Annotated in this window: 13 protein-coding genes; 9 read left to right on the forward strand and 4 right to left on the reverse strand. The window is 66.1% G+C overall.

Features of this window, described 5'->3' with window-relative positions; genetic code table 11:
- Window positions 1-134 precede the first annotated feature (134 nt).
- The 9 genes from mdh (at window position 135) to lpdA (ending at window position 11,746) form a co-directional block, all read left to right on the forward strand.
- Complete coding sequence (mdh, locus tag GH266_RS15450) at window positions 135-1,097, forward strand: malate dehydrogenase (RefSeq protein ID WP_067223361.1); 963 nt, start codon at window positions 135-137, stop codon at window positions 1,095-1,097.
- A gap of 77 nt (window positions 1,098-1,174) precedes the next feature.
- On the forward strand, window positions 1,175-2,374 hold the full coding sequence (gene sucC, locus GH266_RS15455; protein ID WP_158194624.1) for an ADP-forming succinate--CoA ligase subunit beta: 1,200 nt from the start codon (window positions 1,175-1,177) through the stop codon (window positions 2,372-2,374).
- Window positions 2,374-3,282, forward strand: coding sequence for a succinate--CoA ligase subunit alpha (sucD, locus tag GH266_RS15460; RefSeq protein WP_158194625.1), 909 nt, complete (start codon window positions 2,374-2,376; stop codon window positions 3,280-3,282). Before sucC ends, sucD begins: the two co-directional genes overlap by 1 nt.
- Window positions 3,283-3,487: 205 nt before the next feature.
- The gene (locus tag GH266_RS15465; RefSeq protein ID WP_158194626.1) at window positions 3,488-6,472 is read left to right on the forward strand and encodes a 2-oxoglutarate dehydrogenase E1 component; all 2,985 of its coding nucleotides are present in this window, start codon (window positions 3,488-3,490) and stop codon (window positions 6,470-6,472) included.
- A 137-nt stretch (window positions 6,473-6,609) separates the two neighbouring features.
- Complete coding sequence (odhB, locus tag GH266_RS15470; protein WP_158194627.1) at window positions 6,610-8,142, forward strand: 2-oxoglutarate dehydrogenase complex dihydrolipoyllysine-residue succinyltransferase; 1,533 nt, start codon at window positions 6,610-6,612, stop codon at window positions 8,140-8,142.
- Between the two features lie 147 nt (window positions 8,143-8,289).
- Window positions 8,290-8,856: an HXXEE domain-containing protein gene (locus tag GH266_RS15475; protein ID WP_158194628.1), complete on the forward strand. Its 567-nt coding sequence runs from the start codon at window positions 8,290-8,292 to the stop codon at window positions 8,854-8,856.
- 11 nt (window positions 8,857-8,867) lie between these two features.
- Complete coding sequence (locus tag GH266_RS15480) at window positions 8,868-9,479, forward strand: LysE family translocator (protein WP_158194629.1); 612 nt, start codon at window positions 8,868-8,870, stop codon at window positions 9,477-9,479.
- Between the two features lie 32 nt (window positions 9,480-9,511).
- Window positions 9,512-10,282 carry an SDR family oxidoreductase gene (locus GH266_RS15485; protein ID WP_158194630.1) on the forward strand — a complete coding sequence of 257 codons (771 nt, stop codon included), beginning with the start codon at window positions 9,512-9,514 and terminating at the stop codon, window positions 10,280-10,282.
- A 54-nt stretch (window positions 10,283-10,336) separates the two neighbouring features.
- Window positions 10,337-11,746 (forward strand): dihydrolipoyl dehydrogenase, encoded by a 1,410-nt coding sequence (lpdA, locus tag GH266_RS15490; protein WP_158194631.1) that lies wholly within the window; start codon window positions 10,337-10,339, stop codon window positions 11,744-11,746.
- A gap of 125 nt (window positions 11,747-11,871) precedes the next feature.
- On the opposite strand, the gene GH266_RS15495 is transcribed toward lpdA, so the two are convergent.
- From GH266_RS15495 to fsa, 4 genes are all read right to left on the reverse strand, one after another.
- Entirely contained in the window at window positions 11,872-12,081 is a 210-nt protein-coding gene (locus GH266_RS15495; RefSeq protein ID WP_158194632.1) for a hypothetical protein, read from the reverse strand.
- 159 nt (window positions 12,082-12,240) lie between these two features.
- Window positions 12,241-12,654 carry a hypothetical protein gene (locus GH266_RS15500; RefSeq protein WP_158194633.1) on the reverse strand — a complete coding sequence of 138 codons (414 nt, stop codon included), beginning with the start codon at window positions 12,652-12,654 and terminating at the stop codon, window positions 12,241-12,243.
- An 84-nt stretch (window positions 12,655-12,738) separates the two neighbouring features.
- Window positions 12,739-13,698 (reverse strand): tyrosine recombinase XerC, encoded by a 960-nt coding sequence (locus GH266_RS15505; RefSeq protein WP_158194634.1) that lies wholly within the window; start codon window positions 13,696-13,698, stop codon window positions 12,739-12,741.
- Window positions 13,699-13,787: 89 nt separating this feature from the next.
- The gene (gene fsa, locus GH266_RS15510; protein ID WP_158194635.1) at window positions 13,788-14,441 is read right to left on the reverse strand and encodes a fructose-6-phosphate aldolase; all 654 of its coding nucleotides are present in this window, start codon (window positions 14,439-14,441) and stop codon (window positions 13,788-13,790) included.
- Window positions 14,442-14,492: the final 51 nt, after the last annotated feature.

Consider the following 14,492-nt stretch of genomic DNA (forward strand, 5'->3'; position numbering starts at 1 on the left):
GAGCCGCATCCGGGCCCGCCCGCGCGCCTCTATTCCTTCGATTAGCTTGCACCCTCGCGCCAAAGGGTTTAGTGCCATGCGCGACCGTTGAGAACGGCCAATGCTCCATTTTACGTAAAGGGAAGCAACAGGATATGGCTCGGAACAAGATCGCTCTGATCGGCTCGGGACAGATTGGCGGCACGCTCGCCCACCTCGCCGGCCTGAAGGAACTCGGCGACATCGTCCTCTTCGACATCGCCGAAGGTACCCCCCAGGGCAAGGCGCTCGACCTTGCCGAATCCTCCCCGGTTGACGGCTTCGATGCCAAGCTCTCGGGCGCCAACTCCTACGAGGCGATCGCCGGTGCCGACGTGGTCATCGTCACCGCCGGCGTGCCGCGCAAGCCCGGCATGAGCCGCGACGACCTGCTCGAGATCAACCTGAAGGTGATGGAGCAGGTGGGCGCAGGCATCAAGGCGCATGCCCCGGACGCTTTCGTCATCTGCATCACCAACCCGCTCGACGCGATGGTCTGGGCCCTGCAGAAGTTCTCCGGTCTTCCGGCGAACAAGGTCGTCGGCATGGCCGGCGTGCTGGACTCCGCCCGCTTCCGCTACTTCCTTGCCGAGGAGTTCAACGTCTCCGTCGAGGACGTGACCGCCTTCGTGCTGGGCGGCCACGGCGACACGATGGTGCCGCTGACCCGCTACTCGACCGTCGCCGGTATCCCGCTTCCGGACCTCGTCAAGATGGGCTGGTGCACCGCCGAGCGTCTCGAGGAGATCGTCCAGCGCACCCGTGACGGCGGCGCAGAGATCGTTGGCCTGCTGAAGACCGGCTCGGCCTTCTACGCTCCGGCCTCCTCGGCCATTGCCATGGCCGAGAGCTACCTCAAGGACAAGAAGCGCGTGCTGCCCTGCGCCGCGCATCTGACCGGCCAGTACGGCCTCAACGACACTTATGTGGGCGTTCCGGTCGTGATCGGCGCCGACGGTGTCGAGCGTATCATCGAGATCTCTCTCGAGGGCGAGGAAAAGGCCAATTTCGACAAGTCCGTCGCGTCTGTCGACGGCCTGGTCGAGGCCTGCAAGAAGATCCAGCCGGCGCTTGCCTGAGGACAGTTTCACGGGAGGCCGCTGGCCTCCCGTCTCGCATTGGGCGAGCTCTGTCAAAACCATCCGGGGATAGACACATGAACATCCACGAATACCAGGCCAAAGAGGTTCTCAAGGCCTACGGCGCGCCGGTGGCCAATGGCGTGGCCATCTTCTCGGCCGACGAGGCCGAGGCCGCCGCCAAGCAGCTTCCCGGCCCGCTCTGGGTCGTGAAGTCCCAGATCCATGCCGGCGGTCGCGGCAAGGGCAAGTTCAAGGAACTCGGCCCCGACGCAAAGGGCGGCGTTCGTCTCGCCTTCTCGCTGGACGAGGTGAAGTCGCACGCGGCCGAAATGCTCGGCAACACGCTGGTGACCAAGCAGACCGGCGCGGCCGGCAAGGTCGTCAACCGCCTCTATATCGAGGACGGCGCCGATATCGAGCGTGAGCTCTATCTCTCCATCCTCGTCGACCGCACCGTCGGCCGTCCGGCCTTCGTCGTCTCGACCGAGGGCGGCATGGACATCGAGGCCGTCGCCGAGGAGACGCCGGAGAAGATCCACACCCTGCCGATCGATCCGGAGGCGGGCGTGACCGAGGCCGATGCGGCCAAGCTCTGCGATGCGCTGGAGCTGACCGGTGCGGCGCGCGAAGACGGCATGAAGCTGTTCCCGATCCTGCACAAGGCCTTCGTCGAGAAGGACATGAGCCTGCTCGAGGTCAACCCGCTGATCGTCATGAAGGACGGCCGCCTGCGCGTTCTCGACGCCAAGGTCTCCTTCGACGGCAACGCTCTCTTCCGCCACCCGGAGATCGTCGAACTGCGCGACATCACCGAGGAGGACGAGAAGGAAATCGAGGCCTCCAAGTACGACCTCGCCTATGTGGCCCTCGACGGCGACATCGGCTGCATGGTCAATGGCGCCGGCCTCGCCATGGCGACCATGGACATCATCAAGCTCTACGGCGCCGAGCCGGCGAACTTCCTCGATGTCGGCGGTGGCGCCTCTAAGGAGAAGGTCACGGCCGCGTTCAAGATCATCACCTCCGATCCGAACGTGAAGGGCATCCTGGTCAACATCTTCGGCGGCATCATGCGCTGCGACGTGATCGCGGAAGGCGTGATCGCGGCCGTGCAGGAAGTCGGCCTCCAGGTGCCGCTCGTCGTCCGCCTCGAGGGTACCAATGTCGAACTCGGCAAGAAGATCATCAATGAAAGCGGTCTCAACGTGATCGCCGCCGATGATCTCGACGACGCCGCGCAGAAGATCGTCAAGGCCGTGAAGGAGGCCGCGTGATGTCCATTCTCGTCAACAAAGACACCAAGGTCATCGTCCAGGGCCTGACCGGCAAGACCGGTACGTTCCACACGGAGCAGGCCCTGGCCTATTACGGCACCAAGATGGTCGCCGGCGTGCATCCCAAGAAGGGCGGCGAAAGCTGGACTTCGGGGGTTGATGCGGCCGCTTCGCTGCCGATCTTCGCCACCGTCGGCGAAGCCCGGGAGGCGACCGGCGCCGATGCGTCGGTGATCTACGTTCCGCCGGCAGGTGCGGGCGCCGCTATCATCGAGGCGATCGAGGCGGAAGTGCCGCTCATCGTCTGCATCACCGAAGGCATCCCGGTCGCCGACATGGTCAAGGTCAAGGCCCGGCTGGAGAAGTCCAAGTCGCGTCTGCTTGGCCCGAACTGCCCGGGCGTCCTGACGCCGGAAGAGTGCAAGATCGGCATCATGCCGGGCTCCATCTTCAAGAAGGGCTCGGTCGGCGTCGTCTCGCGCTCCGGCACGCTGACCTATGAGGCGGTGTTCCAGACCTCGAACGCGGGCCTCGGCCAGACCACGGCCGTCGGCATCGGCGGCGATCCGGTCAAGGGCACCGAGTTCATCGACATCCTGGAGATGTTCCTCGCCGACGACGCGACCAAGTCGATCATCATGATCGGCGAGATCGGCGGTTCGGCCGAGGAAGAGGCTGCCCAGTTCCTCAAGGACGAGGCCAAGAAGGGCCGCAGCAAGCCGATGGCCGGCTTCATCGCGGGCCGTACGGCGCCTCCGGGTCGCACCATGGGCCATGCCGGCGCCGTCATCTCCGGCGGCAAGGGCGGAGCCGAGGACAAGATCGCGGCGATGGAAGAGGCGGGCATCCGCGTTTCCCCGTCGCCGGCCAAGCTCGGTGAGACCCTTCTCGAGGTTCTCAAGGGCTGATTTTTCCGCGATTACCGGTTTATTTACCGAGTTCGCAGCCACATATGGGGCACGGGAGCTTCCCTCAAGGAAGTTTCCCGTGTACCGCTTTGAACAGGAGCGGCGCGGGACACGCATCGCGCTGCTTCATCCCACATCCGTTTACCGGGGCGCTGCGTGAAAGGGCTCCCCTCAAGAGGCGGGCGGGGGCAACCTCGCTATAGTGATGGCTCGGCAGGACGCGAACAATGCCTTCGCGATGACGTCGTTTCTCTACGGCGGCAACGCAGCGTATATCGAAGATCTCTACGCGCGATACAAGGAAGACCCCGGCTCTCTCGACGAGACCTGGCGCGACTTCTTCTCCAATCTGGCTGACGAAAAAGCCGATGTGCTGAAGGAGGCGCGCGGCGCCTCCTGGAAGCGTGCCGACTGGCCGCTTACGGCGAACGGCGATCTGGTCAATGCCTTCGACGGCAACTGGGCGCCGGTGGAGAAGGCAATCGGCGACAAGCTGAAGGCAAAGGCGGAGGCAAAGGGCGCGACCCTGACCGATGCCGACGTCCAGCAGCAGACGCGCGACTCGGTTCGCGCGCTGATGATGATCCGCGCCTATCGCATGCGCGGTCATCTGCATGCCGACCTCGATCCGCTGAACCTGAAGGAGCAGGTGGATCACGAGGAGCTGCATCCCTCCTCCTACGGGTTCACCGAGGCCGATTGGGATCGCAAGATCTTCATCGACTACATGCTGGGCCTCGAGTTCGCGACGCTTCGCGAAATGCTCGACATCCTCAAGCGCACCTACTGCTCGACGCTCGGCGTCGAGTTCATGCACATCTCCAATCCGGCGGAGAAGGCGTGGATCCAGGAGCGCATCGAGGGTCCGGACAAGGAGATCGAGTTCACCCCCCGGGGCAAGAAGGCGATCCTCAACAAGCTGATCGAGGCTGAGGGCTTCGAGAAGTTCCTCGACGTCAAGTACACGGGCACGAAGCGCTTCGGTCTCGACGGCGGCGAGGCGCTGCTGCCCGCACTCGAGCAGATCATCAAGCGCGGCGGTGCGCTCGGCGTGCAGGAGATCGTCTTCGGCATGGCCCATCGCGGCCGCCTCAACGTGCTGTCCCAGGTCATGGGCAAGCCGCTGCGCGCGATCTTCCACGAGTTCAAGGGCGGGTCGTTCACCCCCGACGACGTGGAAGGTTCGGGCGACGTCAAGTATCACCTCGGCGCCTCCTCCGACCGTGAGTTCGACGGCAACAAGGTCCACCTGTCGCTGACCGCCAACCCCTCGCACCTGGAGATCGTCGATCCGGTGGTGCTCGGCAAGGCGCGCGCCAAGCAGGACCAGCTGTCGGCCGTCAACGGCCGCTGGGTCGAGACGACCGAAGTCGACCGGTCCAAGGTCCTGCCGCTGCTGCTGCACGGCGATGCCGCCTTTGCCGGCCAGGGCGTGGTCGCCGAGTGCTTCGGCCTGTCCGCGCTGCGCGGTCACCGGACCGGCGGTTCGATCCACTTCATCATCAACAACCAGATCGGCTTCACGACGAACCCGCGCTTCTCGCGTTCCTCGCCGTACCCGTCCGATGTGGCGAAGATGATCGAGTCGCCGATCTTCCACGTGAACGGCGACGATCCGGAAGCGGTGGTCTATGCGGCCAAGGTGGCGACGGAGTTCCGTCAGCTCTTCGGCAAGCCGGTGGTGATCGACATGATCTGCTACCGCCGCTTCGGCCATAACGAGTCCGACGAGCCGGCGTTCACGCAGCCGATCATGTATCGCAAGATCCGCAGCCATCCGACGACGCTGCAGATCTATGCCGAGAAGCTGATCAAGGAAGGCGTCATCACCTCCGACGAGCTCGAGGGGATGCGTACCGAGATGCGTGCCCGTCTCGACCAGGAGTTCGACGCGGGGCAGGCCTACAAGCCGAACAAGGCCGACTGGCTCGACGGCAAGTGGTCGGGCCTGAAGCAGGCGCAGGATCTCGACGATCCCCGCCGGGGCCAGACGGCGATGCCGATGGAGGACCTGAAGCTTGTCGGCAAGGCCCTGACGGGCGTGCCGGACGGCTTCAACGTCCACCGCACGATCCGCCGCTTCCTCGACAACCGCGAGAAGATGTTCGAGACCGGCGAGGGGATCGACTGGGCAACGGCAGAGGCGCTTGCCTTCGGCACGCTGCTGCTGGAAGGCCATGCCGTCCGCCTGTCGGGCCAGGACTGCGAGCGCGGCACGTTCTCGCAGCGCCACTCGGTCCTCTACGACCAGGAAGACGAGCAGCGCTACATCCCGCTCAACAACCTGCGCAAGGATCAGGCCCGTTACGAGGTCATCAACTCGATGCTCTCGGAAGAGGCCGTGCTCGGCTTCGAATACGGCTACACGCTGACCGAGCCGAACGCCCTGACGCTCTGGGAAGCCCAGTTCGGCGACTTCGCCAACGGCGCGCAGGTGGTCTTCGACCAGTTCCTGTCGTCGGGCGAGCGCAAGTGGCTTCGCATGTCGGGCCTCGTCTGCCTGCTGCCGCACGGCTATGAGGGCCAGGGGCCGGAGCACTCCTCCGCCCGCCTGGAGCGCTTCCTGCAGATGTGCGCGGAAGACAACATGCAGGTCGCCAACTGCACGACGCCGGCGAACTACTTCCATATCCTGCGCCGGCAGCTGAAGCGCGACTTCCGCAAGCCGCTGATCCTGATGACGCCGAAGTCGTTGCTGCGCCACAAGCGCGTGGTCAGCCGCCTCGATGAGTTCTCGGACGGCTCGGCGTTCCACCGGCTTCTGTGGGACGACGCGCAGCTGGAAGGCTACAGCGACATCAAGCTGAAGCCGGACGACAAGATCCGCCGCGTGGTGCTGTGTTCGGGCAAGGTCTATTACGACCTGTTCGAGGAGCGCGAGAAGCGCGGGATCGACGACGTCTATCTCCTGCGCGTGGAGCAGCTCTATCCGTTCCCGACCAAGGCGCTCGTCTCCGAACTGGCGCGGTTCAAGGATGCGGATTTCGTCTGGTGCCAGGAAGAGCCGAAGAACATGGGCTCCTGGTTCTTCGTGCAATCCTACCTCGAGTGGGTGCTGAGCCAGATCGACGCCAAGCATCCGCGGCCGCGCTATGTCGGCCGTGCCGCATCCGCTGCAACGGCCACCGGCCTGATGTCGAAGCACATGGCGCAGCTGCAGGCGTTCCTCGACGAGGCCTTCGCCGACTAGCCTTTGCGGCTCCCGGACAAGGGTCCGGGAGCCGGCCTATTCCCGGCTCCTCGCGTGCCGGAAACGCAAGACTCCATCGCTAGCGCGGGGAACCGAAGGCGGTTCCGTGCAGCCACCGGATGAAAGAGATTTTGATCATGGCGACCGAAATTCGAGTGCCCACCCTCGGAGAATCCGTGACCGAGGCGACCATCGCCCAGTGGTTCAAGAAGCCCGGCGACAAGGTGAACGCGGACGAGCCCATCGTCGAGCTGGAGACGGACAAGGTGACCGTCGAGGTTCCGGCCCCGGCCTCCGGTACGCTGACCGACATCCTGGTCAAGGAAGGCGACACCGTCGAGGTCGGCGCCCTGCTGGGACAGATCTCCGAAGGCGCCGGCGCGGCTGCTGCCTCGCCCGCCAAGGCCTCCGCGCCGAAGGCGGAGAGCGCCAAGTCCGCTCCTGCCGCCGCCGCCTCCTCTTCGGCCGAGACCGTCGACGTGGTGGTGCCGTCGGCCGGCGAGAGCGTCACGGAAGCCGATGTCGGCGAGTGGTTCGTCAAGGTCGGCGACCAGGTCAAGGCCGACGACGTGCTCGTCGAGCTGGAGACCGACAAGGCCGCCCAGGAGATCCCGGCGCCGGTGTCCGGCACCGTGGTGGAGATTTCCGCCAAGACCGGCGACACGGTCACTCCCGGCCAGTTGCTGCTGAAGATCGCCGTTGGCGCGGGTGCTGCCGCCCCGGCCAAGGCGCCTGCTGCCGAGACGCCGGCCCCGGCCGCAGCGGCCGGCACCGACATGCCGCCGGCGCCCTCTGCTGCCAAGATGATGGCGGAGAAGGGCGTTGCCGCCGACCAGGTCGCCGGCTCCGGAAAGCGTGGCCAGGTGTTGAAGGGCGACGTTATCGCCGCCGTCGCCACCGGCATGACGCAGCAGTCTTCCGCCTCTGCAGCCCCGGTCGCCGCCCGTGCGCCGTCCGGTGCCGAGGATGCGTCTCGCGAGGAGCGGGTGCGCATGACCAAGCTGCGCCAGACCATCGCCCGCCGTCTGAAGGATGCGCAGAACACCGCCGCCATGCTGACCACCTACAACGAGGTGGACATGGGGCCGGTGATGGAGCTGCGCTCCAGCTACAAGGACCTGTTCGAGAAGAAGCACGGCGTGAAGCTGGGCTTCATGGGCTTCTTCACCAAGGCGGTCTGCCATGCGCTGAAGGAGATCCCGGCGGTCAATGCCGAGATCGACGGCACCGACATCATCTACAAGAACTACTGCCATGTCGGCGTCGCCGTCGGCACCGACAAGGGTCTGGTGGTTCCGGTCGTGCGCGATGCCGACCAGATGTCGATCGCCGAGATCGAGAAGAAGATCGCCGAACTCGGCCGCAAGGCGCGTGACGGCAAGCTCGGCATGGACGAGATGCAGGGCGGTACCTTCACCATCTCCAACGGCGGCGTCTACGGCTCGCTGATGTCCTCGCCGATCCTCAATGCACCGCAGTCGGGCATTCTCGGCATGCACAAGATCCAGGAGCGGCCGATGGTCGTGAACGGTCAGATCGTGGCGCGGCCGATGATGTATCTGGCCCTGTCCTACGATCACCGGATTGTCGACGGCAAGGAAGCGGTGACCTTCCTCGTCCGCGTCAAGGAGAGCCTCGAGGACATTCAGCGTCTCGTCCTCGACCTCTGACGTCAGGAATGCGGTGCCGGGCGGATGTCTGCCTGGCACCGGTTTCTCCGCCGTCGCGGCACCGGCCGCAGGCGGCGTTTCGGCGAGCCGGTCCTTTGCGTCCCGAGGCCGGGGCGGGGGCGCGGCGAGGTCCAGCGGAGGCGGAGGATGAGCGGCACGATCCGGCGGTTGCAGGAAAACTGGGTCTATGGCGGCGCGCTGTCGGGCGTGGTGCTGCTGGCCCTCGCTCCCTTGCTGACGGCCGGCTGGACATTGGGCGAGCGCCTCGTGTTTCTCGCACTTCCCGTCTACATGCTGCACCAGCTCGAAGAGCATGACGGCGACCGGTTTCGCGCCTTCGTCAACGAGGTGATCGGCAAGGGCCGCGAGGTGCTGAGCGTGCCGACCGTCTTCATCGTCAACGTCGCCGGTGTGTGGGGTGTGATGGTGCTGGCGATCTGGCTCATGCGGGGCATCGCCAGCGGCTGGGGGCTCATCGGCGTCTACCTGCTGCTCGTCAACGCCGTGCTGCATGTCGTCCAGGGGGTGGCCCTGCGCAGGAGCAACCCCGGCCTGTGGACTGCGGTCCTGCTGTTCCTGCCGCTCGGGATATGGGCTTTCGCGCAGATCGCTGCGACTGCGGGGGCTGTCCATCACGCCGTGTCCCTTGTTGTCGTTCTGGCGCTGCATGGCGCCATCGTCGCCACTGTCCGGCGCCGCCTCGCAGCCAGTTGAGGGAGATTTCCATGGGACTGGACTTCCTGCTCACCGCTCTCGTCGTCGTTCTCGTTCCCGGAACCGGCGTGGTCTACACGGTGGCGACCGGCCTGGCGCGCGGGCGGGTTCCCGGCATCGTCGCGGCCTTCGGCTGCACGCTCGGCATTTTGCCGGCGCTGATTGCGGCAACCTTCGGCCTTGCCGCGCTGCTGCATGCGAGCGCACTGGCCTTCCAGGTGCTGAAATATGCCGGCGCCGCCTATCTCTTCTATCTGGCCTGGCAGGCCTTCCGCGAGGCCGGACCGCTGGCCTTCGACCGGCAGTCGGCGCCCGCCGATCTCGTTGCGGTGGCCCGGACCGGGTTCCTGATCAACGTGCTGAACCCGAAGCTGTCGCTGTTCTTCCTTGCCTTCCTGCCGCAGTTCATCGTGCCGGGCGAGGGAGCCGTATCCCTGCAGATCCTGTCCATGGGCAGCGTGTTCATGGGCCTGACGCTGGTCGTGTTCATCGGCTACGGCGTCTTTGCCGCTGCGCTCGGCGCTCGCATCCTGCGCAGCCGGCAGGTCATGACCTGGATGAGCCGAACGGTCGCGCTCGCCTTCGCCGGCTTCGGCGCCAGGCTCGCCCTCGCCGATCGTTGATCCGTGCCGCAGTCGTCCTCAACGGAGAAACCATGACCGAACCCCGGACCGAAAACGTCGTGATCGTGACAGGCGGCAGCCGCGGCATCGGCGCGGCGGCGGCGCTGCGCCTCGCGCAGCCGGACACGACGGTCCTTGTGACCTATGTGTCGAGCCCGGAGCGTGCAGGGGAGGTCGTCTCGCAGATCGAGGCCGGGGGCGGCCGTGCGGTGGCGCTGCAGGCGGATGTCGCGAGCGAAGACGATTGCCTGCGGACCTTTGCCGAGGCCGACCGGATCGGCCGCCTGACCGGCCTTGTGAACAATGCCGGCGTGGTCGACGTTGCCGCACGGCTGACGGACATGTCCGTCGAGCGGCTGCGGCGGATCTTCGACATCAACGTTCTCGGCACGATCCTGTGCGCCCGCGAGGCCGTGCGCCGCATGTCGACGGCCCACGGCGGCCAGGGCGGGGCCATCGTCAACGTGTCGTCGGCCTCGGCCAAGATCGGCTCGCCGGCGCAGTACATCGACTATGCCGCGGCCAAGGGGGCGGTCGACACGTTCACCGTCGGTCTTGCCAAGGAAGTCGCGGCCGAGGGCGTGCGGGTCAATGCCATACGTCCCGGCATCATCGATACGGAAATTCACGCGTCGGGAGGCGATCCCGACCGGGCGCGGCGGGTGGCGGCCGAGCTGCCGATGCTGCGCGCCGGGCGGGCCGAGGAATGTGCCGAGGCGATTGCCTGGCTCTTGTCCGACGCCGCCAGCTACACGACCGGCGCAATTCTCGACGTGTCCGGCGGGCGCTCGATCCTGCCCTGACACTGGAACATGGCGGCACGTCCGCCCGAACGAATGAAACAAGAGGCGAATGCTATGTCACAGTTTGATCTCGTCGTCATCGGCACCGGCCCCGGCGGCTATGTCTGCGCCATCAAGGCGGCCCAGCTCGGCCTCAAGGTGGCCGTTGTCGAGAAGCGCGCCACCCATGGCGGCACCTGCCTGAACATCGGCTGCATCCCCTCCAAGGCGATGCTGCACACGTCCGAGCTGTTCGAGGAGGCGGCCGAGCATTTCGAGGACTTCGGCATCAAGGTCGGCAAGCCGAAGCTCGATCTCAAGGCGATGATGGGCCACAAGCAGAAGACCATCGACGGCAATGTCAGCGGCATCGAATTCCTGTTCAAGAAGAACAAGGTGACGCCGTTCCACGGCACGGGCCGCATCCTTGCGGCCGGCCGCGTCGAGGTGACCGCCGAGGACGGCTCGAAGCAGGAGATCGAGGCGAAGTCCATCGTCATCGCCACCGGCTCCGACGTGGCCCCGCTGCCCGGCGTCGAGATCGACGAGAAGCAGATCGTCTCCTCCACCGGCGCGCTGGAGCTCGACAAGGTCCCGGGCAAGCTGGTTGTCGTCGGTGCCGGCGTGATCGGCCTGGAGCTCGGCTCCGTCTGGCGCCGTCTCGGCGCCGAGGTCACGGTCGTCGAGTTCATGGACAAGATCCTCGGGCCGATGGATGCGGACATTTCCCGCAACTTCCAGCGCATCCTCAAGAAGCAGGGCGTCGAGTTCCACTTGTCCTCCAAGGTCACGGCCGTGGAGAAGACGGGCAAGCAGCTCGTCGTCACGGTCGAGCCGGCCGGCGGCGGCGAGGCGGCTGCCAAGACGCTCGAGGCCGATGTGGTGCTCGTGGCCATCGGCCGCCGACCCTACACCTCGGGCCTCGGCCTCGAAGAGGTCGGCGTTGCGCTCGACGAGCGCGGCCGGGTCAAGACCGACGGCCACTACCAGACCAACGTGCCGGGCATCTATGCCATCGGCGACGTGATCGCCGGCCCGATGCTGGCCCACAAGGCCGAGGACGAGGGCGTTGCCCTTGCCGAAATGCTCGCGGGCCAGGCCGGCCATGTGAACTACGGCGTCATTCCGGGCGTCGTCTATACCAGCCCCGAGGTCGCCGATGTCGGCAAGACCGAAGAGGCGCTGAAAGCCGAGGGCGTGTCCTACAAGGTCGGCAAGTTCGCCTTCATCGCCAATGGCCGCGCCAAGGCGACCAACCACACGGAAGGCTTCGTCAAGGTTCTCGCCGATGCGGAGACCGACAAGGTCCTCGGCGTTCACATCATCGGCCACGGCGCCGGCGAGATGATCCACGAGGCTGCCGTCCTGATGGAGTTCGGCGGCTCGGCCGAGGATCTGGCGCGCACCTGCCATGCTCACCCGACGATGAGCGAGGCCGTGAAGGAGGCTGCGATGGCCGCCTTCGCCAAGCCGATCCACGCCTGACGAGTACCTGGCCTGGCGCGCTCACGCCGGAGCGGAAGATGACAAAAGGCCCGCGCCGGTTGCCGGTGCGGGCCTTTTGCGTGATCGCGGGGGAGCGGCAAACCGTGCCGCTGACGCGCGGCTGGTTATTCCGCGGTCTGGGTTGCGGTCTGCGTGGTCGTGTTGCCGGCAACGACCAGAGTGCCGCTGGTCGCGGTGGAGCTCTGCGGAGCCTCGGCGGTCGTCGTCGTCGGCGTCGTCTGCGACATCTTGGACCAGTTGCACTCGGCCATGGCCGGCGTGGCGGAGAAGGCGATGAGGGCGGCAACCCCCGTCAGTCCTGCGAGAATGCGCATTCTACTCTCCCTTGCTGGCGGCATGTCGGGACGACACGCCTCGGTCCCCTCTGGCGGGCTTTGTAGGGCTGATGTCGACTGCCGCAAGGGAGACGCTACGGAAAGTCTAGTGCGAAACAGGCAACGCGACCAGTTCCGCCGCGTTGAAACTGATTGAGGTTAGTCGCGCTCGAGGATCGCTGCGTGGAAGCCGTCCTGCACGCCGGCCGTATGCGACTGGATTTTCACCAAGGCCTCGATGCGGTGGTTCATCGGGATGATCTCCACCTCACGGGCGCCGAAAAGGCCGGGAAATCGTGCGAGCAGCCGACCGTTGGTCAGGCGGATGGCGTCGGTCCAGCCCCACTTGCAGTCTCGCGGCGCACAGCGTGTGAAAACACGCATCCGGGAGACGATGCGTCCGCCGCTGCAATGGCTTTCGATCTCGATGATACGAACCTGCTGCGTTGCCGCGCGAGGATTGTACCAGCGCCCCGCCTCGGGAATGCGGCAGCGATTTTCGGCCGCGACGGCAATGGGAGCGGTGAGAATCACCGTCAGGGTGACGACGAAGGGAATCAGAAGGCTCCACATGCCGGATTCTTGTCCGCGGTGGGCGCTGCCGCAAGGAAATTCGATGCTGCAATGCGTCGCGGCAAACGGCGTGCGGCAAAGGGTTCACGCGGGCTTGCGGCTGCGCGGATGGGCGCGGTCGTAGGCGTCCAGCAGCCGCGCCGCATCGACTTCCGTGTAGATCTGCGTGGTCGACAGGCTGGCGTGGCCGAGCAGCTCCTGGATGGTTCTCAGGTCGCCGCCGCCGGCCAGCAGATGCGTTGCGAAGGAGTGGCGCAGCGCGTGGGGCGTCGCGCTTTCGGGCAGGCCGAGCGCGCGGCGCAGCTTCGCCATCGCCAGCTGGACGATTCGCGGTCCGAGCGGTCCGCCGCGCACGCCGAGAAACAGCGGGCCTTCCGGCTGCGGCACGTAGGGGCACAGGCGCAGGTAATCTTCCACGGCATCGCAGACGATCGGCAGAACAGGCACCACGCGCTCACGTCCGCCCTTGCCGACGACCCGCAGGCTCCTGGTGCCGCGGCGCGGTGCCGTTCGGCCGGTCAGCGACAGCGCCTCGGAAATGCGCAATCCGCAGCCATAGAGCAGGGTCAGCACGGCGGCATTGCGCGCCGCGACCCAGGGCTCCGCATCGTCGGCCGCATCCGCCCCGACCAGCGTCATCGCATCGCCGGCCGAAACGGGCTTGGGCAGCGAGCGCTTCTGCCGCGGCGGGCGGATCGCGGCGCTGGCGGCGGCATTCACCTCGCCGCGCGTTTCGAGATAGCGCAGGAAGGAGCGGATGCCGGCAAGGCCGCGCGCCAGCGTCCGGCTTTCCGCCCCCGTCTGCCGGCGCGAGGCGAGAAAGCCGCGAAAATCGGCCGGACGCAGCTCTTTCAGGGCGTCCAGCCCCGGCGGCTCGGCAAGGTGGTTTGTGAGGAAGCGCAGGAACTGGCGAACGTCGCGCTCGTAGGCGACCAGCGTCCGGTCGGCGAGCCGCCGCTCCGAACCGAGATGGTCGAGCCAGTCTCCGACGGCGGCATTCACGTCGGCTCGTGCCGACACCAGCAGGGAATCAGGGGCGCTCATGGGCCGCTATCTTATCATGCCTGCGGGCAGATCGAGCGGACCGGCCGGGGTGCCGGCCGGTCCTCAGACACAAAGATCAGGGCAGAATATCAGAGGATGCTCTGTCCGGTCTTGGCCCAGTCGGCCAGGAACTGCTCGAGGCCCTTGTCGGTCAGCGGGTGCTTGACCAGGCCCTTGAGCACGGACGGCGGAACGGTCGCGACATCCGCGCCGACCAGCGCGCATTCGCGCACATGATTGGCGGTGCGGATCGAGGCGGCCAGGATCTCGGTCTCGAAGCCGTAATTGTCGTAGATGATCCGCATCTCGCGGATCAGGTCCATGCCGTCGATGTTGATGTCGTCCAGCCGGCCGATGAACGGCGAGACGAAGGTCGCGCCGGCCTTGGCGGCGAGCAGCGCCTGGTTGGACGAAAAGCACAGGGTGACGTTCACCATGTGGCCGGCATCGGTCAGGGTGCGGCAGGCCTTCAGGCCGTCGAGCGTCAGCGGCAGCTTCACCGCGATGTTGTCGGCGATCTCGGCCAGCGCACGGCCCTCGGCGATCATCGCATCGGCCTCGGTCGCGGTGACCTCGGCGGAGACGGGGCCCTCGACGATGTCGCAAATCTCTGCAATGACGTCCTTCATCGGGCGTCCGGACTTGAGGATCAGCGACGGATTGGTGGTGACGCCATCGAGCAGGCCGGTCGCGGCGAGATCCCGGATCTCCCCGGTGTCTGCGGTGTCGACGAAGAACTTCATGGCGGCTCTGGCTCCTTATCGGAAACGGACTTTTGCGGAGTTTCGGGTCGG

Source organism: Stappia indica (genome assembly GCF_009789575.1).
In the GTDB taxonomy this organism is placed as follows: domain Bacteria; phylum Pseudomonadota; class Alphaproteobacteria; order Rhizobiales; family Stappiaceae; genus Stappia; species Stappia indica_A.